The sequence below is a fragment of the Micromonospora trifolii genome (genome assembly GCF_050516465.1).
Lineage (GTDB): Bacteria > Actinomycetota > Actinomycetes > Mycobacteriales > Micromonosporaceae > Micromonospora > Micromonospora trifolii.
On the sequence record NZ_CP191526.1, the window covers coordinates 4059479 to 4081025 of the forward strand.

The 21547-nt window shown below is 73.7% G+C and carries 14 protein-coding genes; 3 read left to right on the forward strand and 11 right to left on the reverse strand.

Features of this window, described 5'->3' with window-relative positions; translation table 11 throughout:
• Positions 1–137: 137 nt before the first annotated feature.
• The 5 genes from ACQRWP_RS18745 to ACQRWP_RS18765 all read right to left on the reverse strand — a co-directional run bounded on the left by ACQRWP_RS18745 (position 138) and on the right by ACQRWP_RS18765 (position 6812).
• Positions 138–575 (reverse strand): hypothetical protein, encoded by a 438-nt coding sequence (locus tag ACQRWP_RS18745; RefSeq protein ID WP_430496486.1) that lies wholly within the window; start codon positions 573–575, stop codon positions 138–140.
• Complete coding sequence (locus ACQRWP_RS18750; protein ID WP_430496488.1) at positions 575–1459, reverse strand: hypothetical protein; 885 nt, start codon at positions 1457–1459, stop codon at positions 575–577. The genes ACQRWP_RS18745 and ACQRWP_RS18750 overlap by 1 nt, the downstream gene beginning before the upstream one ends.
• A complete protein-coding gene (locus tag ACQRWP_RS18755) occupies positions 1456–4002 on the reverse strand; it encodes an FtsK/SpoIIIE domain-containing protein (RefSeq protein ID WP_430496489.1) in 2547 nt (848 codons plus the stop codon). Before ACQRWP_RS18755 ends, ACQRWP_RS18750 begins: the two co-directional genes overlap by 4 nt.
• Positions 4003–4099: 97 nt before the next feature.
• Positions 4100–5284: a hypothetical protein gene (locus ACQRWP_RS18760; protein WP_430496491.1), complete on the reverse strand. Its 1185-nt coding sequence runs from the start codon at positions 5282–5284 to the stop codon at positions 4100–4102.
• Positions 5285–5390: 106 nt separating this feature from the next.
• A complete protein-coding gene (locus tag ACQRWP_RS18765; protein WP_430496493.1) occupies positions 5391–6812 on the reverse strand; it encodes a hypothetical protein in 1422 nt (473 codons plus the stop codon).
• Positions 6813–6957: 145 nt separating this feature from the next.
• Here ACQRWP_RS18765 and ACQRWP_RS18770 point away from each other — a divergent pair, with 145 nt between their 5' ends.
• On the forward strand, positions 6958–8490 hold the full coding sequence (locus tag ACQRWP_RS18770; RefSeq protein ID WP_430496495.1) for a M1 family metallopeptidase: 1533 nt from the start codon (positions 6958–6960) through the stop codon (positions 8488–8490).
• A gap of 117 nt (positions 8491–8607) precedes the next feature.
• On the opposite strand, the gene ACQRWP_RS18775 is transcribed toward ACQRWP_RS18770, so the two are convergent.
• The 3 genes from ACQRWP_RS18775 to gltB form a co-directional block, all read right to left on the reverse strand.
• Positions 8608–10005 (reverse strand): MFS transporter, encoded by a 1398-nt coding sequence (locus tag ACQRWP_RS18775; RefSeq protein ID WP_430496497.1) that lies wholly within the window; start codon positions 10003–10005, stop codon positions 8608–8610.
• A 174-nt stretch (positions 10006–10179) separates the two neighbouring features.
• On the reverse strand, positions 10180–11715 hold the full coding sequence (locus tag ACQRWP_RS18780) for a glutamate synthase subunit beta (RefSeq protein ID WP_430496499.1): 1536 nt from the start codon (positions 11713–11715) through the stop codon (positions 10180–10182).
• Positions 11708–16411: a glutamate synthase large subunit gene (gene gltB, locus ACQRWP_RS18785; protein ID WP_430496501.1), complete on the reverse strand. Its 4704-nt coding sequence runs from the start codon at positions 16409–16411 to the stop codon at positions 11708–11710. The genes ACQRWP_RS18780 and gltB overlap by 8 nt, the downstream gene beginning before the upstream one ends.
• Positions 16412–16555: 144 nt before the next feature.
• Here gltB and ACQRWP_RS18790 point away from each other — a divergent pair, with 144 nt between their 5' ends.
• Positions 16556–17401, forward strand: coding sequence for a GNAT family N-acetyltransferase (locus ACQRWP_RS18790; RefSeq protein WP_430496503.1), 846 nt, complete (start codon positions 16556–16558; stop codon positions 17399–17401).
• 36 nt (positions 17402–17437) lie between these two features.
• Here the strand turns inward: ACQRWP_RS18790 and ACQRWP_RS18795 are convergent, their stop codons facing one another.
• Together ACQRWP_RS18795 and lgt are read right to left on the reverse strand one after the other, a co-directional pair.
• Positions 17438–18625 (reverse strand): FAD-dependent oxidoreductase, encoded by a 1188-nt coding sequence (locus tag ACQRWP_RS18795; protein ID WP_430496505.1) that lies wholly within the window; start codon positions 18623–18625, stop codon positions 17438–17440.
• A gap of 9 nt (positions 18626–18634) precedes the next feature.
• A complete protein-coding gene (lgt, locus tag ACQRWP_RS18800; protein WP_430496506.1) occupies positions 18635–19816 on the reverse strand; it encodes a prolipoprotein diacylglyceryl transferase in 1182 nt (393 codons plus the stop codon).
• Positions 19817–19918: 102 nt separating this feature from the next.
• Between lgt and ACQRWP_RS18805 the strand changes: the two genes are divergently transcribed.
• Positions 19919–20569: an NUDIX hydrolase gene (locus tag ACQRWP_RS18805; protein WP_430496508.1), complete on the forward strand. Its 651-nt coding sequence runs from the start codon at positions 19919–19921 to the stop codon at positions 20567–20569.
• Positions 20570–20743: 174 nt separating this feature from the next.
• Here the strand turns inward: ACQRWP_RS18805 and trpA are convergent, their stop codons facing one another.
• Positions 20744–21547: a tryptophan synthase subunit alpha gene (gene trpA, locus ACQRWP_RS18810; protein ID WP_238680182.1), complete on the reverse strand. Its 804-nt coding sequence runs from the start codon at positions 21545–21547 to the stop codon at positions 20744–20746.

Consider the following 21547-nt stretch of genomic DNA (forward strand, 5'->3'; position numbering starts at 1 on the left):
GGATTGCCGGTATGGGCGGTCTTCAGACCGGAGGTCGACACGGGTTTCAGGATGTCGGGGTATCCCACCGGCCCAGACACCCCGATTTCCGGAAAGCCGAGTGGATCATGCCCGGGACCAGCCGGGTCGGGGTCGCCCTACAGCCAGCCTCCGTGAGAGGTGACGACCAGTCGCCACTCCGGTGTTCTGAGGGTTCGCAGATCTGGGGCCACGACGGGCTCGCCGCCGGGCGCGCAGACCCCGTACACCTGGGGCGCGACTGCCTCGGTGAGGAGGTGGTCGAAGTGGAACGAGCCTTCGAAGCCGAGCCAGACCACGGTGTCGCCGGCGGCACAAGCGACCCGCAGGCAGTGGGCCAGGTAGCGGTGCAGGAGCGGTGGCAGCTCGCCGAAGACCAGGTCGTACTCGGTGACGCGGGCGTACGGATCGTCCCGCTCAAGGGTGTACGTCTGCACCTCGATCGGTACGACGCCGCCGTCGGCGAATTCCGGCACCCGGACCGGGACGCCCGGCACGAACACGCTGACGACCGGCTGCGCGGCGAAGCGCAGACCGGAGGCCAGGTCGGCGGTCATCAGCGCAGGCCGCGCACCAGCAGCAGGTACGCGCAGTAGGCCATCGGCACCACCAGGAAACAGATCAGGAACCCGAGCGGCAGGTACCGCGGCGGGGTGCCGGCGACCATCGCGGGCCGCCCCCAGCGGCCCAGCACCAGGTACCCGCCGAAGAACGCCACCGCCGGCAACCCCGCGCAGATCCACGCGCCGAGGGTGAACCCGTCGACCAGACCGACCCCGGAGGCGAGCACCAGCATCAGCACGAGCACCCCGGCCGCCGCGCCGCATCCGGCGTAGACGGCGACCGCCCGGGTCAGCGGCGACCACGTCGGCAGCAGCGCCGGCCGCTGGGCCAGCAACTCCGCCTGCTGCCCGTGCCGGTCGGCCTCGTCGGCCATCCGCCGGGCCAGCTCCAACTCCACCGCCGGGTCGGCCGCCGCCGCGCGCTGCGCGGGCACCCCGCCGCCCGCCGGGCTCACCGCCGTCGGCAGCGCCAGCCGCGCCTCCCCCGCCGGCAGCTGGGGGTACGCCCCGACCCCGGCCCGCCCCGGCGCGCCGGCTGCGCCGGCGGGTTCCCCGTCCCCGGTTCCGGGTGCGGTGGGAGCGCCGGACGGGGAGGGCGAGCCGGCGCCGGACGGCGGGCCGGGCCAGGCGGCGGCCTCACCCGGCGCCCCTGGGCCTGCGGCAGGGGCGGGGGCGGCGGGTGGGTGGTCGACGCCGATGGCTCGGCCGAGCTGGCCGAGGCGCTGTCCCTGGGCGTTCAGCCGCTGCTGGAGGTAGTCGACGGCGGCGTGCAGGTCGCGTCGGCGGGCGGACTCGGCGGCGGCGTGCTGTTCCCCCGCGCGGTGCTGGGCGGAAAGTTGTCGGGCCAGCGCCGCGTACTCCTCGAAGGACACTGTCACCGCTCCCCGTCCGGCTCGTGCCCGTCGCCGACGAACGGAACGATCAGCCGGGTGCGCTGGTCGTGCCGGTCGATCAGCAGCGCCCGATCGGGGCGGGGCGTGTAGGCCAGGTCGTGCGCTCCGAGGTGCAGGGCCAGCTCGGCCCCGGGCACGTTGAGCGCGACCAGGCAGGCGACGTCGTCGCGGTTCTGGGTGCCGCCGAGGTCGTCGGCGAGCCGGCGCAGCCCCCGCCACCAGCCGAGCAGGTGCACCCCCTGCCCGGGGCCCTGGCGCAGGACGGTACGCAGGTCGTCCAGGCCGGAGCGGAAGGTGCCGGGGTCGGTGGCACCGAGGACGGGCGCGGCGGCGTCCATGCCGAACACCACCAGGTATTCGCGGCCGGTGGGCTCGGCGGCCAGCGCGGCGATCCGGTCGCGCAGCCCGGCCGCGTCGAGGCGCTGCACCGGGTGACCGGCGGCCCGCAGCAGCGTTTCGGTGTCGTCGGCGACCGGGTCGGCGACGGTGACCAGACAGGCCAGGTGGAAGTGGGCGTCCCCGGGGGTGTGCTGGCGGGCCAGGCTGAGCGTCGCGGCGCGCAGCACGTCCGCGCCGGTCGGTGCGGTGCCCACCACGGCGAGGTGCCGACCGGGGGTGGTGTCCATCAGGAACAGTGCTGTGGTGCCGTGCACGTCGACGGTTCGCCCGACCAGGGCCATCGGGCGTCGACCACCGGGGCGCAACCCGGCGAACGTGGGGTCGTCCTCGATCCGCGCGGCTTCGTACCCCTTGAAGACCGCTGGGGCCCGCGAGCCCGGCGGGCGGGCCTGCCACAGGTCGTGGCGCAGGGCGGCGAGGTCCGCCGCGGCAGCGTGCGCGTCGGGGAAGCGCAGCACGGTGTCGGCGCCGACCGCGCCAGCGGCGGTGTTGACCACGGCGGAGCCGATCGGCAGGGCCGCGGCGGCGTCGTTGAGCTGGTCGAGCACCCCACCACCGCCGGGCAGGGCCACCCGCAACGCGAACTGCCCGAAGATCGCCTCGGCCCGGCCGTAGAGGGCTTCGATGCCGGTCATGCTCTGGCTGGCGAGCACGAGGTGGATGCCGTACGAGCGGCCCTTGCGGGCCAACTCCTCCAGCAGGTCGACGGATTCGCGGGCCAGCGCGTCGTTGCCGGCGAGCAGCACGTGGAACTCGTCGATGACCGTCACGATGCGCGGCAACGGATTGTCAGGGGGCAGGTCGGCGAGCTTGGTGACGCCGTGCCGTTTGAGGGCGCTGGCTCGGCGCTGCGCCTCCCGGCGCAGCTCGCGCAGCACGGCGAGACCGTACTCGCGGTCGGATTCGATGCCGACGGCACGGGCGTGCGGCAGCCAGGACGGGTCCCGGCCGGTGGGCACGAACTCGGTGAAGCTCACGCCCTCCTTGAAGTCGAGCAGGTAGAGCTGCAACTCGGCCGGCGAGTAGCGGGCGGCCAGCCCGTAGAGGACGTCGAGGAGAAAGACGGTCTTGCCGGCGCCGGTGCGCCCGCCGACCAGCCAGTGCGGGGTGGCGTCGTCGAAGGCGAGCGTCAGCGCGGTGTCGAAGGCGGCACCGCTGCCGGCCCGGCCGATCACCGTACGCAGGCCATTGCCGGCGGACTCGGCCCAGCGCCGTTCGGGCAGCAGGTCGGTGAAGGGCAACGCGTCGGCGCGACGGGTGGCGGTGCCGAGGTGCTCGGCGAGCGCGCGTACCGAGGCGGGCGGCGGGTCGCCGTCGAGCAGGACGGGTGCGGCGAGCCCGCTGCCGTCGGCGCTGAACGGGTTGCCGGGTGGGTCGCCGACGTGCGCGTACCCCTGGTTGAGCCGCACCGCCGTGGTGCCGCCCAGCGGCGGCGCGGTCTCGCCGGGCAGCCGGGACGGGTGGCCGGCGAGCAGCACGCACACGGCGGCGGCCGGGCCGGCGTGGGTGAGCGCGGCGAGCCGGGCCAGCTCGCGCGGCGGCGGTGCGGCGGTGGCGACCACCACCAGCAGGCGGCGGGCGGCGGGCGGACCGTGCTGCGCGGCGCGGGCGTGCTGCTCGGCGGCGTCCAGCAGCGCGGCCACCTCTGCCTCGCCGGTGGCCGGCGGGTCGAGCACCCCGGCGTCGAGCAGTGGTCGCAGCGGGCCGAAGGTGGCGCCGAGCGCGGCGGTGTCGATGCCGGCGACGCGGACCTGACCGGGCGGCGCGGTGGCGACCAGCCGTAGCACCAGCGCCCGCAGCAGCCCGGCGACCTGCGGGTCCCGGGCGTCGGTGTCCAGGGCGAGGTGGTGACCGCCGCCCAGCGGGACCAGCACCGGAAAACCGCCGTCCGAGGTGGACGCCTCACCGATCCGCACCGCGACCGGCTCGTCGGTCAGCGGCGTGACGCCCGGGGCGGGGGTGGCCAGGGCGCTGCCGAGGCGGGCGAGGCGGGCCACCAGGTCCTCGGCGCCGGTCGTCGCGACGGAGGTCGGCGCCGCCCCCAGGACGCTGCGGGCGGTGTCCACATGCGCGCGAGCCGCTCGGTGGGAGTTGACCGCCTGCCCGTACGCCGACGCGAGCCTGCCCACCCTCTGCCCCCAACGCCACGGCCGCCTGGTCCCAGGAACCCTAACGGACACCGGTGGCACCCGGACAGTCCAGCGAGGACGTGTCACGCCGGACCGGTCAGGCGGGACCGCACGCCGCCGGACCGGACGCGTCGGCGGCCCCGCAGCGAAACACCTCCACCGGCGCCCTCGCCACGTCGGGCACCTGCTCCACCCGCATCAGGGCCAGCCGCTTGTCGACCGGCTCCCCCGAGTCGGGCGTGAACCGGATCAGCCCGGCCACCCCCGGGTAGCCCTGTCCGGCGTTCTGCCTGAGCACCTCCGCGTGCACGCCCACCGGGTTGACCGAATTCGGCTCCCAGCGTTGCCGGGGGTCGGCGTGGTGCAGCCGGGCGGCGAGGCTCTCCACCGCCCGAACCAGCATCATCGACGCGTCGTAGGCGAGGCTGACCCGCTCGCCGACCTGCTCCTCGGAGCCAGGCCGGCAGCGCGGCGGGTCGAGCAGATCGTCGGCCTGGATCCAGGACAGGAAGCTGGCCCGCGCGTCGTCGCGCCGGTCCTGAGCGGCCCGCAGCGCCTCGCAGGTGGCCAGGGCCGCCTTCGAGACGTACGTGACGGGCAGGTTGCCGGGCGCGGCGGCGCGCAGCCCCGGGTTGGCCATGTAGCGGTTGGCCGAGTCGTCGGCGACGAGGTGTCGGGGCGGGTTGCCGCCGCACTCGCGCAGCGCCCGCAGGAAACCGTCGAACTCCGTCCATCGACCCGCGTAGAAGAGCAGACCGGGGTAGCCGCACTCGTCGGTCAGCCGCTGCCCGGTGCGCCACTCGTCGAGGCGGGTGATCCGCGTGCCGAACTGTTGTCGGAGCCCGTCGACGAGGGTGCCCACGTAGAGGTCCTCGTTGAGCGAGCTGCCCTCCAGGGTGGTGTAGAAGACGTGCGCCTCGTTGACCTTCAGCACCTGCTTGGCGTACGCGTCGACCAGCTTCACCTGATCCTTGTTCGGCGCGGAGATCTGAAGGTAGAGGCGGGAGTTGGCGTCCATCTTGTCGGCCGAGAGGGTGGGCGCCAGCACCGGCAGCCCGACCTGGTTCAGCTCGCGCAGCGCGCGGGCGGTGCTGGTGCGGCTCTCCACCAGCCCGACCACCCCGAGCACCGTGGGGTCGTCGCGGGCCAGCTCGGCAAGCATCGCCACGGCCCGGTCGGCGTAGATCATCTGGCGGCCTCCGTTGGCCACCACGATCCGCAGGAGCGCCGCGCCGTCGGCGCCGGCCGACTCCTTCAGCAACGCGTACTGGGCGGTGGCCATCCCTTCGAGTTCCTCGCGCTCGGAGACGTACGACTCCTCGTCCGCGCGGGTCCGGTTGCCGGTGAGGGTGCCGAGGTAGACCAGGGTGAGGAAGGGCCGTCGTCGGTCACTGCGCTGCCAGACCTCCTCGGCGGCGCGGTTCTGCCTCGGCGGCGCGGTTCTGCGCGAAGATGCGCTCCTGAACGGTGCGCAGCCGGTCCTGGCCGGGGTCGTTGTTGAACACCTGGGCGGCGCTGTCGCTGTAACCGACACACTCGCCGCTGCCGACCACCTCGACCGAGACCTGGCCGGTGAGCGAGGGGTGACAGCCCGGCCCCCACCGGCTGGCCACCCACAGGCCGAGCGACGCCACCAGCACCAGACAGAGCGCCGCCGGCAGGAAGCGCCGCGACCACCACGGCGGGTCGGGCGCGGAGAAGGGCCGCAGGCCACCACGCGACGGTGGGCCGGTGTCGGTCTCGTCGGGACGCAGCGCCACCAGCCAGGTGGCCGGGCGGCGCAGTCGCCGCATCTCCGGCAGCGCCTCGGCCCACTCGTCGTACGCCTCGTCGGCCTCGGTCAACGGGTGTGGTTCGGGCAGAGCCGGTGGGGGTTGCCCACCAGACGCGACGATCAGCAGCGGGTCGTTGCGGCCGGTCTCGGTACGGACGTCGCCGATCAGGCGGACCAGTTCCCCGCCGACGTTGCCGGGGGCGACGTGATCGATCAGCAGCGCCGGGTACGCGGTGCGCCGCCAGTCCGACGGGCGCCACGGCCGACGCCGGTACGCCTGCCGCAGGTCCTCCAGGAACGCGTGCAGCAGCAGCTTGTTGACCTGGTCGGGTTGCTCCCCGTCGCGCCAGCCCGCGGTGAGGCGCTCGGCGAAGCCGAGGAAGGTGACCGACTGCCGGGGCGCCAGATACTGCTGGCGCATGAACCAGTTGTAGTGCCGCCCGAGCACCGGCACCCGACCGGAGACGGCAGCCCGGAAGACCACCCCCGGCACGGCGCGACGGACCAGCCAGAGCAGCACCTGGGAGACGATGCTGACCGCGTCGCCGCCGGAGGGCAACGCCTCCGGCGTGCGCGGGCCCTTGCGGTCGCGCAGCCGGCGGACCAGGGCGGCGCGGCTGTCGTCGGCGTCGATGCCCATGTTGAGGCTCTGCTGCATCAGCCAGTCGGCGAGCGGATAGTGGCGGAAGCGCAGTCGGGCTGCGCCGAAGGCCTCCAGGGAGAGCTGCCGGTGCAGCTCGCGCAGGAGCGCCGACACGTCCCCGGCGCCGGGCGGCGCGTCGGCGTCCAGCACGGCGTGCGGGACCCGCCGCCGGGGGCCCTGGCCGAGGAACCGGCGCAGCGGCACCATCAGATCCGGAGCGTCGGACCGGACCAGCCAGAGCAGCGGCAGCCGGCGTTCGCCGCGGCGGGGTCGCTGCAGCAGTTCCGCCAGCAGCGCGAAGAACTCCAACCCGCCGGCCGGCAGTGGGTCCCGACCTCCGGCCGGCTGCCGCTGGCCGATCACCTCCCGCTTGGGGATCTCCGAGCGCCGCACGTGTCACCTCCGATCAACACAGTGTGACCTTGCGGTGCAAGGCACGCCAGAGGGCGACGACCGCCGATGGGTGTGGCGGGCCGGCGACGTTCACAGTTGTCGATTAGGTTGGCCTGGCGAACACCCGATGGAGGGAGTCCACCCCGTGCGACGAGTCCTCACGGCGGCCACCACCGCCCTGACCCTCACCACCGCCGGCACCATGCTCGCCGGCACCCCCGGCCAGGCCGCCCCGACGGGCTGGGGCCGTCCGGTCGTCTCCGCCGCGCCGCAACCCGGCGCGCCCGGACTGGGCGACAGTTACTTCCCCGACTACGGCAACGGCGGCTACGACGTCGAGCACTACGACGTCCGGCTGCGCTACGAACCGGCCACCGACCTGCTCACCGGCACCACCACCATCCTCGCCACCGCCACTCAGGACCTCTCGACGTTCAATCTGGACTTCCTGCTCGACGTCGAGTCGGTCCGGGTCAACGGTTGGGCGGCGAGCACCAGCACCGCCGGGGCGCACGAGTTGGTGGTCACCCCGGCCCGCACGGTGGCCCGGGGCCAGCAGCTCACCATCGTCGTGCGCTACTCAGGTGTCCCGTCGGAGGCCCTGGTCAACGGTTACACCGGCTGGACGCGTACCGACGACGGAGCACTCGCCGTCAACGAGCCCGAGTCGGCGTGGTGGTGGTTCCCGAGCAACGACCACCCACTGGACAAGGCCACCTACGACATCTCGGTGTCGGTGCCCACCGGCGTCGAGGTGATCAGCAACGGCGTGCAGCCGAGGCCGCCGCTGGCCGAGGCCGGCAACCGCACCCGGTGGATCTGGCGGACCACCTCCCCCACCGCCACCTACCTGGCCTTCATGGCCATCGGCCAGTACGACATCGTCACCGACACCGCGCCGAGCGGCCAGCCGGTGATCAACGCGTACAGCACCTCGCTGGGCGCCCTCGGGCCGGCCGCGCGGGCCAGCATCGAGCGGACCGCCGAGATCGTCGACTGGGAGAGCGGGATCTTCGGCCCGTACCCGTTCGAGGCGCAGGGCGGCGTGGCCGGGCCGATCGACGGCATCAGCTTCGCCCTGGAGACGCAGACCCGACCGGTGTACGGGCCGGGCTTCTGGCGACGCGGCGCCAACACCTACGTGGTGACGCACGAGTTGGCCCACCAGTGGTTCGGCGACTCGGTCTCGGTGGCCGACTGGCGCAACATCTGGCTCAACGAGGGCTTCGCCTCGTACGCCGAGTGGCTCTGGTCGGAGGAGCAGGGCGAGGGCACCGCCCAGGAGGTCTTCGACTTCACCTACGCCAGCTACCCGGCCGACGACGAGTTCTGGCAGGTGCTGCCCGGTGACCCGGGTGCCGCTCGGGTCTTCGACAACGCCGTCTACGACCGGGGCGCGATGACCCTGCACCAGCTGCGGCTGGCCGTCGGCGACGACGCGTTCTTCGAGATCCTGCCGACCTGGACCGCCGAGCGCCGCTACGGCAACGGCACCATCGAGCAGTTCCAGGCCCTGGCCGAGCGGATCTCCGGGCTGGAGCTGGACGACCTCTTCACCACCTGGCTGTTCACCGCCGGCCGTCCCGATGTGGCCAGCGCCGCCCGTAAGGCCGCCCCGCCGGCCGAGCCCAAGTCCTGGGCCAAGATCCGCGAGTCGCACCACCTGATGTCGCACTAGATCGCACCAACCCGCCCCCGCCCAGGTCGATCATGGAGTTGTGGTGCCTCGCGTATCCGGCACTGGTGAGCATTCCGCCCACCACAACTCCATGATCGACGGGGCCGGCCCGGGGTGTCAGCGGTTCGTTGCCGGCCCGGCGGTGGCCAACTCCCGGAGCCGGACCCCGCCGGACCGCACCGCACCGGCGTCGGCGGGCGCGATGACACAGACCGCACCGGTGGGCCGGACGATGCGGGCGGCCCGGAACGCCGCTCGTCGTACCGGATGGCGGGGTCGCGGAACGACCAGCGCGAGGGTCGCCGCGCGGCCGCGCTGCCGGTCCAGGGCGACGCCCGCCGCCGCCGTGGCGATCGCCGCGGCGGCTCCGGCGAGGACGAGCGTCTGCCGGGGGCCGGCATGTTCGGCGAGCCAGCCGAGCAGCGGGGCGCCGACCGCCGCGGAGACCGAGCCGGTGACGGCCAGGGCGGCGAGCACCCGGCCCCGCATCGCGCCGTCGGTGTCGAGCTGGGCGCGGGTGCCGACGGTGGTGTCGATGACCACCGCGGCGGCGGCGATCGGCAGGATCACCGCGGCGAAGCTCCAGGTGCCCGGTGCGAGGCCGGCGACGATCTGCAACCCGCTGGCGAACAGGCCCGCGACGACGAGCGTCCGGTAGCCCAGGGAACTTCGCCGGGCCGCGACGAGCGCACCCACCACCGTTCCGACCGCGAACACCGTCGACAGCAGGCCGTACCCGGAGGCGCCGGCGTCCAGCGGCCCGTCGCTCATCGCGGCCATGGTCACCTGGTAGTTGCGGCCCAGGCTGCCGAGCACGAACGACAGGGCGAGCGCGAGGAGCAGCACCGGCTGCCCGCGCAGGTAGGCGAACCCGGCGCGCACACCGCCCCGGGCCCAGCCGGCGTCCGGGACCGGGAGGCCGGGCACGGCTCCCGGGCGTACGGCGAACAGCGCCACCACCACGGCGGCGAAGCTGGCAGCGTTGATGCCGAACAGCAGTGCGGGGCCGACGGCGGCCACCACCACGGCACCGAGGCTCATGCCGAGGATGCGGCCGGCGGAGTTGGTGAGCGAACCGAGCGCCAGGGCGTTGCCCAGCGTCTCCCGGTCGACGAGGCTGGCGGCCCAGCGCCCCATCACCGGGCCTTCGATCGCCGAGACGGCACCGGTGGCCAGCGAGATCGCGAAGATCAGCGGCAGGCCGCCGACCCCGGTCAGGGCGACCGCCGCGAGTCCGGCGGCGAGCACCGCGTGGGCGCCCTGGGCGGCGATCAGCAACGGGCGGGCCGGCAGCCGGTCAGCCAGCACCCCGCCCCAGACGCTGAGCAGCAACGTGGGCGCCGCCTGGAGCAGCACGGCGAAGCCCATGGACGTCGCCGAGCCGGTCTCCTTCAGGACGTACCAGTTGACCCCGAGGACCTGCATCCACGTGCCGATGACGGAGACGAAGCCGGCGAGCGCCCAGATCCGGTAGTTGCGGTGGCGCAACGCGGCGAAGGTGGCACCTCTGGCCACGACGAACCTCCAGCGATCGGCAGCATGATCATTCACACCGATCGCGGCGCGGTTCGGCAGCCGGCAAGTCTTGCCGGCTTAAACCTCTTTGCCCACATTTGTGAGCGGCTTCACCAGCGGGAATGTCCGGCCGGTGCGACAGCGGACCTGCCGCACCGACCGGACGCCCGCACCTCAGGGAGCGGCGAGAGCCTGCGCGGCCGGGCCCACCGGGGCCGGCAACGCACCAACACCGCCCAGATAGCCGTGGATGGCGGCGGCGACCGCCCGCCCCTCGGCGATGGCCCAGACGATCAACGAGGCGCCCCGGTGCATGTCACCGGCCACGAACACCCCGTCGGCGTCGGTCTGCCAGTCGTCGCGGGCGTCGATGGCGCCCCGAGGGTTGCGGGCCACGCCGAACTGGGCCAGCAGCGGCTGCTGCTCGGTGCCCTCGAAGCCGATCGCCAGCAGCACCAGATCGGCCGGCAACTCCCGCTCGGAGCCCGGCACCACTGTGACGACCCGCCGGCCGTCGCGCTTCTCCACTGTCACCTCGGCGACCCGCACCGCCCGCACCTGACCGGTGCCGTCGTCCACGAACTCCTGCACCGCAACGGCGAAGACCCGCTCGCCACCCTCCTCGTGCGCCGGGTAGCTGCGCAGCACCCACGGCCAGGTCGGCCACGGGTCCCGTGCCTCGTCGCGCTCCTGCGGCGGCTGCGGGTAGAGGTCGAGCTGGTGCACGCCCGCGGCGCCCTGGCGGTGCGCGACGCCGAGACAGTCGGCCGCCGTGTCACCGCCACCGATGATCACCACGTGCTTGCCGGCCGCGTCGATCGGGGTGCCGTCCGGCATCACCGCCCGCGCCAACCGACGATCACCGGTGGCCACCACGCCGGCCTGGTCGATGGCCGCGGTGGCGACCGCGCGATTCGCCGCGACCAGGTGCGCCATCGCCTGGTGTACGCCCCGAAGCGCCCGCCCCGGGGTCTCCGGGGTGTCCCGGCCCTGCAACGCCCCACAGGCCAGCAGCACCGCGTCGTGCTCGGCGCGCAACTGCTCGGCGGTGACGTCCACCCCGACGTTCACGCCGGTGCGGAAGCGCACCCCCTCGGCGGTGAGCTGGGCCAACCGGGCATCGATGTGCCGCTTCTCCAACTTGAAGTCGGGGATGCCGTACCGGAGCAGGCCACCGATCGCGTCGTCGCGTTCGTACACCGTCACCGCGTGACCGGCGCGGGCCAGCTGCTGGGCGGCGGCGAGGCCGGCGGGCCCGGAGCCGACGACGGCGACCGACCGGCCCGACGGCGCCGGCACCGGGCGAGGAGCGAACCCGCGCGCCGCGGCGAAGTCGGCGATCTCCACCTCGACCTGCTTGATGGTCACCGGTTGACCGCCGGAGATGCCGAGCACGCAGGCCGCCTCGCAGGGCGCCGGGCAGAGCCGGCCGGTGAACTCCGGGAAGTTGTTGGTGGCGTGCAGCGACTCCACCGCGGCGTCCCAGTTGCCGGTACGCACCAGGTCGTTCCAGTCCGGGATGCGATTGCCCAGCGGGCAGCCGTCGTGACAGAACGGGATGCCGCAGTCCATGCATCGGGTGGCCTGCTCACGGACCAGTTCCTCGCCGGCGGGCGGGTACACCTCCCGCCAGTCGCTGATCCGCACCGGCACCGGGCGGCGGGCCGGCAGCCGCCGGTCGTAGCGCAGGAAACCGTTCGGGTCAGGCACGTGCCACCTCCTGGGCAGCCACCCGCGGGGCGGGCGGCACCGGCGCGGCGGGCGCGCTCAGCGCGCCCATCACCGCGTCGTCGACGTCGCGGCCGGCTGCTTCGGCGGCCCGCATGATCTCCAGCACCCGGCGGTAGTCGCGGGGTACCACAGCGGTGAACTCGGCCACCGCCTCCGGCCACCGCTTGAGCAGCTCCTCGGCGACCGCCGACCCGGTCTCGGCCACGTGCCGTTGGACCAGCTCGTGCAGCAGCGACTGCTCCTGCTCGCCCAGCGGCAACAGGTCGACCAGCTCCGCGTTGACCCGGGACCGGTCCAGGTGGTGCACGTACGCCGTGCCGCCGGACATGCCGGCCGCGAAGTTCCGGCCGGTCGCGCCGAGCACCACCACAGTGCCGCCGGTCATGTACTCGCAGCCGTGGTCACCGACGCCCTCGACCACGGCGATCGCGCCGGAGTTACGGACCGCGAACCGCTCCCCCACCCGGCCGCGCAGGAAGACCTCGCCCGCCGTGGCCCCGTACAGGATGGTGTTGCCGGCGATGATCTGATCCTCGGCCCGCTGCCCCGGCTCGGCGTCCGGGTCGAGGAACGGCGCGGCGGCGTCCGGACGGACGATGAGCCGACCCCCGGAGAGGCCCTTGCCCACGTAGTCGTTGGCGTCGCCGTGCAGGCGCAGGGTCACCCCGCGCGGCAGGAACGCGCCGAACGACTGTCCAGCCGTGCCGTGCAGCACGAACTCGATGGTGTCCTCGGGAAGGCCGGCGCCGCCGAAGCGACGGGTCACCTCACCGCCGAGCATCGCGCCGACGCTGCGGTGCTCGTTGCGCACCGCCACCTCGACGCGCACCGGCGCCCCGTCCGTCAGAGCCGGACGGGCCAGCGCGATCAGCTCGTTGTCGAGCGCCTGCTCCAGGCCGTGATCCTGCGCGCGAACCCCGCGTCGGGCCGCACCGGCGGGCAGCTCCGGCAGGTGCAGGACGGGCGCCAGGTCCAACCCGTGCGCCTTCCAGTGCGTCAGCGCCGGGACCACGTCGAGCAGCTCGGACTGCCCGATCGCTTCCTCGATCGACCGGAAACCCAACTCGGCCAGGTACCCCCGGACCTCCTCGGCGAGGAAGAGGAAGAAGTTCTCCACGAACTCCGGCTTGCCGGTGAAGCGCTCCCGCAGCACCGGGTTCTGGGTGGCGATGCCGACCGGGCAGGTGTCCAGGTGGCAGACCCGCATCATCACGCAGCCCTCGACGATCAGCGGCGCGGTCGCGAAGCCGAACTCCTCCGCGCCGAGCAGCGCCGCGACCAGCACGTCCCGGCCGGTCTTGAGCTGGCCGTCGACCTGCACGGTGACCCGGTCGCGCAGCTTGTTGAGCAACAGCGTCTGCTGCGCCTCGGCCAGCCCCAGCTCCCACGGGGTGCCGGCGTGCTTGAGCGAGTTCATCGGGGAGGCGCCCGTACCGCCGTCGTGGCCGGAGATCAGGATGACGTCCGCCTTGAGCTTCGCCACCCCGGCGGCGACGGTGCCGACGCCGACCTCGCTGACCAGCTTGACGTGCACGCGGGCCGCCGGGTTGACGCACTTCAGGTCGTGCACCAACTGGGCGAGGTCCTCGATGGAGTAGATGTCGTGGTGCGGCGGCGGGGAGATCAGCCCCACGCCGGGGGTGGCGTGCCGGGTCCGGGCGATCCACGGCCAGACCTTGTTGCCGGGCAGCTGACCGCCCTCGCCCGGCTTGGCGCCCTGGGCCATCTTGATCTGGAGGTCGTCGGCGTTGACCAGGTATTCACTGGTCACACCGAAACGGCCGCTGGCGATCTGCTTGACCGCCGAACGCCGGGCCGGGTCGTGCAGCCGCTCGACGTCCTCGCCGCCCTCACCGGTGTTGGACTTGCCGCCGAGCCGGTTCATGGCGATGGCGAGCGTCTCGTGCGCCTCCGCCGAGATCGACCCGTACGACATGGCGCCGGTGGCGAACCGCTTGACGATCTCGGTGGCCGGCTCGACCTCCTCGATCGGCACCGCCGGACGGACCCCGGTGCGCAGGGTGAACAGCCCGCGCAGCGAGCCGGCCTGCGCGGCGAGCGCGTCGACCTTGGCCGTGTACTGCCGGAAGACGTCGTACTGCCGGCTGCGGGTGGCGTGTTGCAGCAGGAACACCGTCTCCGGGTTGAACAGGTGCAGCTCACCCTCGCGGCGCCACTGGTACTCGCCGCCGACCTCCAACCGGTCGGAGGTGGCGGTGCCGGCCGGCGGCCAGGCCAGCGCGTGCCGGGCGGCCACCTCGGTGTGCACGCCCGCGAGATTCACCCCGCCGATGCGGCTGGGGGTGCCCCGGAAGTAGCGCTCGACCAGCCGGCTGTCCAGGCCGACCGCCTCGAAGACCTGCGCCCCGCAGTACGAGGAGACCGTCGAGATGCCCATCTTGGACATGATCTTCAGGACGCCCTTGCCGAGCGCCTTCGCGTAGTTGCGTACTGCCGCGGCGGGTTCCACACCGGCCAGCGCGCCAGTGTGGATCATGTCCTCGACCGACTCGAACGCCAGGTACGGGTTGACCGCCGCCGCGCCGTAGCCGATCAGCACCGCCGCGTGGTGCACCTCCCGGCAGTCCCCGGACTCGACGATCAGCGCCGCCCGCGTACGGGTCTGCTCGCGAACCAGGTGCTGGTGCACGGCGGCGGTGAGAAGCAGCGACGGGATCGGCGCCAGGTCGGCGTTGGAGTCCCGGTCGGAGAGCACCAGGATGCGCACGCCGTCCTCGATCGCCTCGGAGACGTGCCGGCAGATCTCGGTCAGTCGTGCCTTGATCCCGGCGGCGCCCTCCCGGATCCGGTACAGCCCGGAGACCCGGACCGCCTTGAAGCCGGGCAGGTCGCCGTCCTCGTCGATGGAGAGGATCTTCGCCAACTCGTCGTTGTCGATGATCGGGTGCGGGAGCACGATCTGCCGGCAGCTCGCGGCGCCCGGGTCGAGCAGGTTGCCCTCCGGCCCGATGGTCGACGCCAGGCTGGTTACCAACTCCTCGCGGATGGCGTCCAGCGGCGGGTTGGTGACCTGGGCGAAGAGCTGGTGGAAGTAGTCGTAGAGCAGCCGCGGCCGGGTGGACAGCGGCGAGATCGGAGTGTCCGTACCCATCGAGCCGAGCGGCTCGGCACCGGTGCGGGCCATCGGCCCGAGCAGGATCTTCAGCTCCTCCTCGGTGTAGCCGAAGGTCTGCTGCCGGCGGCGCACCGAGTCGTGCGTGTAGACGGTGTGCTCGCGGGCCGGCAGGTCGCCCAGCTCGATCAACCCGGCGTGCAGCCACTCGCCGTACGGCTGGGCGGCGGCCAACTCGGACTTGATCTCCTCGTCGTGCACGATCCGCCCGGCCACGGTGTCGACCAGGAACATCCGGCCCGGCTGGAGACGCCCCTTGGCGACCACGTGGGCCGGGTCGAGGTCGAGCACGCCCGCCTCGGAACCGAGCACCACGAGCCCGTCGTCGGTCTGCCACCAGCGCCCCGGGCGCAGCCCGTTGCGGTCCAGGACCGCGCCGACGATCTCGCCGTCGGTGAAGGCCACTGACGCCGGGCCGTCCCACGGCTCCATGAGGCTGGCGTGGAAGCGGTAGAAGGCCCGCTTGGCCGGGTCCATCCCCGGGTCGTTCTCCCAGGCCTCGGGGATCATCATGAGCACCGCGTGCGGCAGGCTCCGCCCGGCCAGGTGCAGCAGCTCCAGGACCTCGTCGAAGTTCGCCGAGTCGGAGGCGGCGGGGGTGCAGACCGGGAAGACCCGCCGGATGTTGCCCGGCACGTTCGGCGAGCGCAGGAGCGCCTCGCGGGCCTGCATCCAGTTGCGGTTGCCCCGGATCGTGTTGATCTCGCCGTTGTGGGCGATGAACCTGTACGGGTGCGCCAGCGGCCAGGACGGGAAGGTGTTGGTGGAGAAGCGGGAGTGCACCAACGCGATGGCGCTGTCCACCCGCTCGTCGCGCAGGTCCGGGTAGAACGCCGGCAGCTGGTCGGGCGTGAGCATGCCCTTGTAGACCATGGTGCGGCTGGACAGCGACGGGAAGTACGCCGGGACGCCGCGCTCGGCGGTCTCCCGCTCGGCCTGCTTGCGCAGGCAGAACGCCACCCGATCCAGCTCGATACCGCGCAGCGGGGAGCCGGCCGGGCCGTCGGGTGCGTCGGTGAGGCGGTGCGCGGCCAGGAAGAGCTGCCGGACCCGGGGCATCGCCGCCAGGGCGGTCTCGCCCAGGTCACTCGGGTCGATCGGCACGTCCCGCCAGCCGAGCAGGTCGGCACCCTCGACCAGGGCGTACTTTTCGACCACCCGACGGGCACGCGCCTCGGCGGCATCGTCGTCGGGAAGGAAGACCAGCCCCGTGGCGTACTCGCCCGCCGGGGGAAGCGCGACGTCGGCCACCGCGCGCAGGAACGCGTCGGGCACCTGGATCATGATGCCGGCGCCGTCGCCGGTGTTCGGCTCCGCGCCACGGGCGCCCCGGTGGTCCAGCCGACAGAGCGCGCCGAGCCCGTTGGCGACGACCGAGTGTGAACGCCGGCCGTGCAGGTCCGCCACGAAGGCCACGCCGCAGGCATCGTGCTCCTGCGCTGGGTCGTAGAGGCCCTGGGCGGACGGACGGGGGTGGGGCGTCGGGGACGCCTGCGGGCTGTGCGGGTGCGGCTGTTCTGTGTCCGCGTACGGCTGAGCCACCGGGCCTCCTGTCGTCACTCAGGTTGGATCATGGTGGGGACGACGTCGGCCCGTGGGTCTATTGAGTCTACGTTAGGGCCGGGGTCGCACGGCCACCCGAGATTGATCACACCGTCCACTGGCTGGGACGTGTAGTCTCGCGCGGTGGATCCGCTACACAAGCATGTCTTCGACCGGTTGGAACGTTTCTACGACGCGGTGCCCCGCGACGTCGCCGGTGCGGAGGAGTATGGCGCCCTGGTGCTGTTCGTCCGCGAAGGCGCCGGCTGGCCGTTCTACGCCCGCCCCCGGATCGACGCCACCGAGCCTCCGTCGCTGGCCGACGTGGTCTCGGTCCGCGAGCGCCAGCGGAAGCTGGGCCTGCCGGAGGCCTTCGAGTGGGTGCACGAGACGACCCCGGAGCTTCTGGCGGTGGCCCGCTCCGCGGGGCTCAGCGTGCTGGAGGCGCCGCTGATGGTGCTCGACCCGAGCGCGCTGCCCGACCCGGCGACGCTCTCCGACGCGGCCGTGCGGGTGCTGGCAGCGGACTCCCCCGGCTTCGCCGCCGATGTCGCCGCCCGGCGTGCAGTGGCAGCGGTGTCGTTCGCCGCCGCCGGCACCGCGCCCGGTGAGGCCGGCCCGGCCGAACGCGACGCCGCCGTCACCGAACTCGAACTGGCCGCGCTCGACGAGGAGCGCGCCCGGATCGCCGACGGCCGACGGATCTCCGCGCTGGCCGGCACGCCGACCGAGGGCGCGCTGGCCAGCGGCATGGCGATGCGGGTGGACGACGTCGCGGAGATCGCCGGGGTGGCCACCCTGCCGTCCGCCCGACGACGCGGGCTGGGCGCCGCACTCACCGCCACCCTGGCCCGGGAACTGCTGGCGGCCGGCACCGAGCTGGTCTTCCTCTCCGCCGGCAGCGAGGAGATCGCGCGGGTCTACCTACGGGTCGGCTTCCGCCGAATCGGCACCGCCTGCATCGCCGAACCCGCCGCCCTCATTCCCTGACCCGTCCCGCCCCGCTGACCTGCCCCACGACCGAGGTCAGGTCGGTGGGCGCCACTGGGCAGCGGAGGCGACGGCGCTGGAGATCAGTCGGGAGTTGATCGTGCCCAGTGCGGCGTCCCGGGCGCGCAGCGCCAATCGGCCCCGGGTCTGGAGCACCGCCGACATCCGCCGGGTCTGCCGGACCACTGTCGCGGCCCGGGGGCGGCGCACCCTGTCGTACGCCTGGACGGCGTCGGGCAGCCGGGCCTCCCGCAGCAGCGACGCGAGTGTGGCGGCGTCCTCGAACGCGAGGCAGGCGCCCTGCCCGAGGTGCGGCGGCATGGCGTGCGCCGCGTCGCCGAGCAGCACCACCCCACCGGGCCCGACCGGAAAGCCGTACGCCCGGGGCAGCGGGCGCAGCTCGCGAACCTCCTGTTGGACCAGGTCGGCCGGCTCGGTGGCGTCGAGCAGCGCGCCGACCGGCTCGGGCCAGCCCGCGTACCAGCGGCGCAGCAGGGCGAGCTGGGTCTCCGGTGGTTCCGGGCGGGGCGCGCCGGCGGCCGTGGCCACCCAGTAGATGCCGCCCCGGCTGGACCCGCCCGAGGAGCCGCGCTCGCCCAGCGACGCGGCCACGAACCGGTAACCCGCGCCGAGAATCTCACCGGCCAGCGGCTGATCGTCAGGGAGTCGAGGTGCCTGGTACCAGGGGATGACGGCCCGCCAGGCGGCGCACCCGGAGCTGACCACCCGGGACTCGGGCGCGAGTTGGCGGCGGATGCCGCTGTCCGTGCCGTCGGCGGCCACCACCAGATCGGCCTCGATGGTGTGCCGTCCGTCGCTGACTCCCGGCCGCTCGCCCGGCTCGACACGGACGTGGCGCACGGTCACCCCGGTCCGCAACTCGACCCGCTCGCCGAGGCCGGCGATCAGCGCGTCGTGCAGATCCTCCCGGTGCACCACCACCGGCATCCGGTCGGCCGGAATGGGCCGGGGCTGCACGAGCCAGTGCCCGTCCGGGCGACGGACCCCGCCGTCGGGCAACGGGGTGGCGATGGCGGCCAGGCCGGCGCCGAGGCCGAGGGCCTGGAGCGCGCGGACGCCGTTGGGCCAGAGCACCACGGCGGTCGGCTCGGGGCGGACCCGTTCGGCGCGTTCCAACAGGGTGACCTGCCAGCCGGAACGGGCCAGCGCGCCGGCCACCGCGAGGCCACCGACCCCTGCGCCGACCACCACCGCGCTACGCATCGGTGCCGCTCAGCTGTCCCGGTCGGCGGGACGCACGCCCGTGGCGTCGGCCCGGTCGGTGCGAACGGCGGACGGATCGTCCGCCGGCTCGTCGTCGCTCGACGCGAGGTCGGCGGCTGCCGTGTCGTCGGACGGCTCGCCGTCATCCGGCCGGGAGTCGTCGTCGTTTGCCGGCGGTACGACGCCGGTGTCCTGCCAGGCGGCGTACTGCTCCTCGCTCACCACCCGGTAGCCCTCCGGCGCGGCGGCCCGCGTGGGGGTCTCCCGCTCGGAGAGGTCGACCTGGGACAGGTCGGACGTGGGGGGCGGAGTCGTCGTCGCCGCCGGGCCGAGCGGGATCAGGTAGTCCCGGGGGCCACGCACGCGTACGAAGTAGATCAGGGCGCCGAGGAAGACCAGGGCGGCGGTCCAGACGTTGAGCCGGACGCCGAGGATCTGGTTGGCCTCGTCGGTGCGCATCAGCTCGATCCAGAACCGGCCGACGGTGTAACCCATCACGTAGAGCGCGAACGCCCGGCCCCGGCCCAGCTTGAGCCGGCGGTCGAGGATGAGGACCAGAGCCACGACGCCGAGGTTCCACAGCGCCTCGTAGAGGAAGGTCGGCTGGTAGAGACCCGGTTCGAGGATCGGCTGCCCGGCGTCGTCACGCAGCGCGTGGCCGGGGTTGTCCGGGTCCATCCGGTGGATCTCCAGACCCCACGGCAGGGTCGTCCGGCCACCGAAGAGCTCGTTGTTGAACCAGTTGCCGATCCGGCCGACGGCCTGGGCCAGCGGCAGCCCGGGGGCCAGCGCGTCGGCCACCACACCGAACGGAATGCCGAGCTGTCGGGCCGCGATCCAGGCGCCGACCGCGCCACCGGCGACCGCGCCCCAGATGCCGAGACCGCCCTCCCAGATGGCGAACGCCTTCATCGGGTCCCCACCGGCGCCGAAGTACTTCTCCGGTGAGGTGACCACGTGGTAGATCCGGGCGCCGATGATGCCGGCGGGCACCGCCCAGACGGCGATGTCGAGCACCGCGCCGGGCGCGACGCCGCGCTGCCGCAGCCGGCGCTCCGTCACCCAGCAGGCCAGCACGATGCCGGCGATGATGCAGAGCGCGTAGGCCCGGATCGGCACCGGCCCGAGCTGCCAGACCGCGGTGCTGGGGCTGGGCAGGGCCGCCTGGGGGGAGAGCGAGGCGAGGGTCACGGGTGCACACGCTACCGCTGCACACCCCCGCAGCGGCACCCCGGGCCGCTGGAGGGCGCATCCCGGTGACTTCTGGTTTGCACCGCCGTAGGCTCTTTGTCCATGAGCGCGCTCACCTGGGCGGTCGCCGCGGTCGTCACCGACGACACCGGGCGGGTGCTGCTCTGCCAGCAGGGTCGGGGTGCCCGCCGCTACGCGTTGCCCGGCGGACGGCTGCGCCCGGCCGAGGGCCCGGTAGGGGCGGCGCTACGGGACATTCGCGCGGAGACCGGCTGGGACATCGAGCTGATCGACCTGGTCGGGGTCTACCACCTGAGCGTCCCCGCGGGAGATGCCGCCGCCGGACGCGCCGGGCCGCTGCCGGACGTCCTCGTGCACGTGTTCCGGGCCCGCGCGGCCGGGGTCCGACCCGCCAGCGACCCACCGCCGGGCTGCCGGTTGTCCTGGCACTCCCCCGACGCGCTGCCCGAGGTGGTCACCCCGCTCACCCGGGCCGCCGTCACGGACTCGACCGCCGGCCGCTCCGGCGTGCTCCGCGACGTCCCCTACGCGCCCGGCACCGTCGCCTCCGCGCCACTGCCGGCGGCTCGCCCAGCCGAGGACGGCCAGCCGGCAACCGACCAGGACGCGCGGCGGCCGAGGACCGGCCAGGACGGGCAGCGGCCCGGGACCAGCCAGGACGGGCATCCGGGAGCGGGGCAGCCACCGGAGCAACGCGGCGAGGCCGCGGACCCGTCGTCCCTGCATCCCTGACAAGCCGCAACCGTCCTGAGGTCCGCCGCGTGGTCGCGGACAGCCTCGCCTGCCGGGCCACATCCGATTAGGCGGTATACCTGTGAGTCATATTTATGACCCACAGGTATACCGCTCAACAGACAAACATGCCCCGCGCGCTGCGCGGTCAGGCCGGGCTCAGCGCGGCCGGGCTCAGCGGGTGGGGTTACGGACGCCTTCGGCGAGTTCGGCGCTGAGCGTGCGCAGGGCGGCAAGCCCTTCGGCCTCGGTGGGCGCGTCAAGCACACACCGGACCAGCGCGCTGCCCACGATCACCCCGTCGGCGTAGCCGGCGACGGTGCCGGCCTGCGCGCCGGTGCCTACCCCCAGGCCGACACCAATCGGCAGGTCGGTGACCGCGCGGGCCCTGGAGACCAGCGTCGGGGCGGCGTCGGAGGTACGCGCCCGAGCGCCGGTCACCCCCATAACGGCGGTCGCGTAGACGAAGCCGCGGCAGTGCTGCACAGTCATCGCCAGCCGGGCGTCGGTGGACGACGGCGAGACCAGGAACGTGCGGTCCAGCCCGTGCGCGTCCGAGGCGGCCAGCCACTCGTCGGCCTCGTCGGGGATGAGGTCCGGGGTGATCAGGCCGGTGCCGCCGGCGGAGGCGAGGTCGCGGGCGAAGACGTCCACGCCGTACCGCTCGACCGGGTTCCAGTAGGTCATGGTGACCACCGGGGCGCCGGTGGCCGCCACCGCCTCGATGATGCGCATCGTGTCCGCGGTGCGTACGCCCCCGGCCAGCGCGATGTCACTGGCCCGCTGGATCACCGGCCCGTCCATCACCGGGTCGGAGTAGGGGATCTCCACCTCGATCACGTCGACGCCGGCCTCGACCATGGCGGTCATCGCGGCGATGCTGCCCTCGACGGTGGGGAAGCCGGCCGGCATGCAGCCGACCAGCAGTGCCCGTCCGTCGGCGCGGGCCTTGTCGAAGGCCACCCCGATCCGGCTCAT

Excerpts from the sequence above, each read along its gene's own strand:
- ACQRWP_RS18805 (WP_430496508.1), top strand. The coding sequence starts at position 19,919 with ATGAGCGCGCTCACCTGGGCGGTCGCCGCGGTCGTCACCGACGACACC.
- ACQRWP_RS18795 (WP_430496505.1), bottom strand. The coding sequence starts at position 18,625 with ATGCGTAGCGCGGTGGTGGTCGGCGCAGGGGTCGGTGGCCTCGCGGTG.
- trpA (WP_238680182.1), bottom strand. The coding sequence starts at position 21,547 with ATGAGCCGGATCGGGGTGGCCTTCGACAAGGCCCGCGCCGACGGACGG.
- ACQRWP_RS18745 (WP_430496486.1), bottom strand. The coding sequence starts at position 575 with ATGACCGCCGACCTGGCCTCCGGTCTGCGCTTCGCCGCGCAGCCGGTC.
- ACQRWP_RS18760 (WP_430496491.1), bottom strand. The coding sequence starts at position 5,284 with ATGGCCACCGCCCAGTACGCGTTGCTGAAGGAGTCGGCCGGCGCCGAC.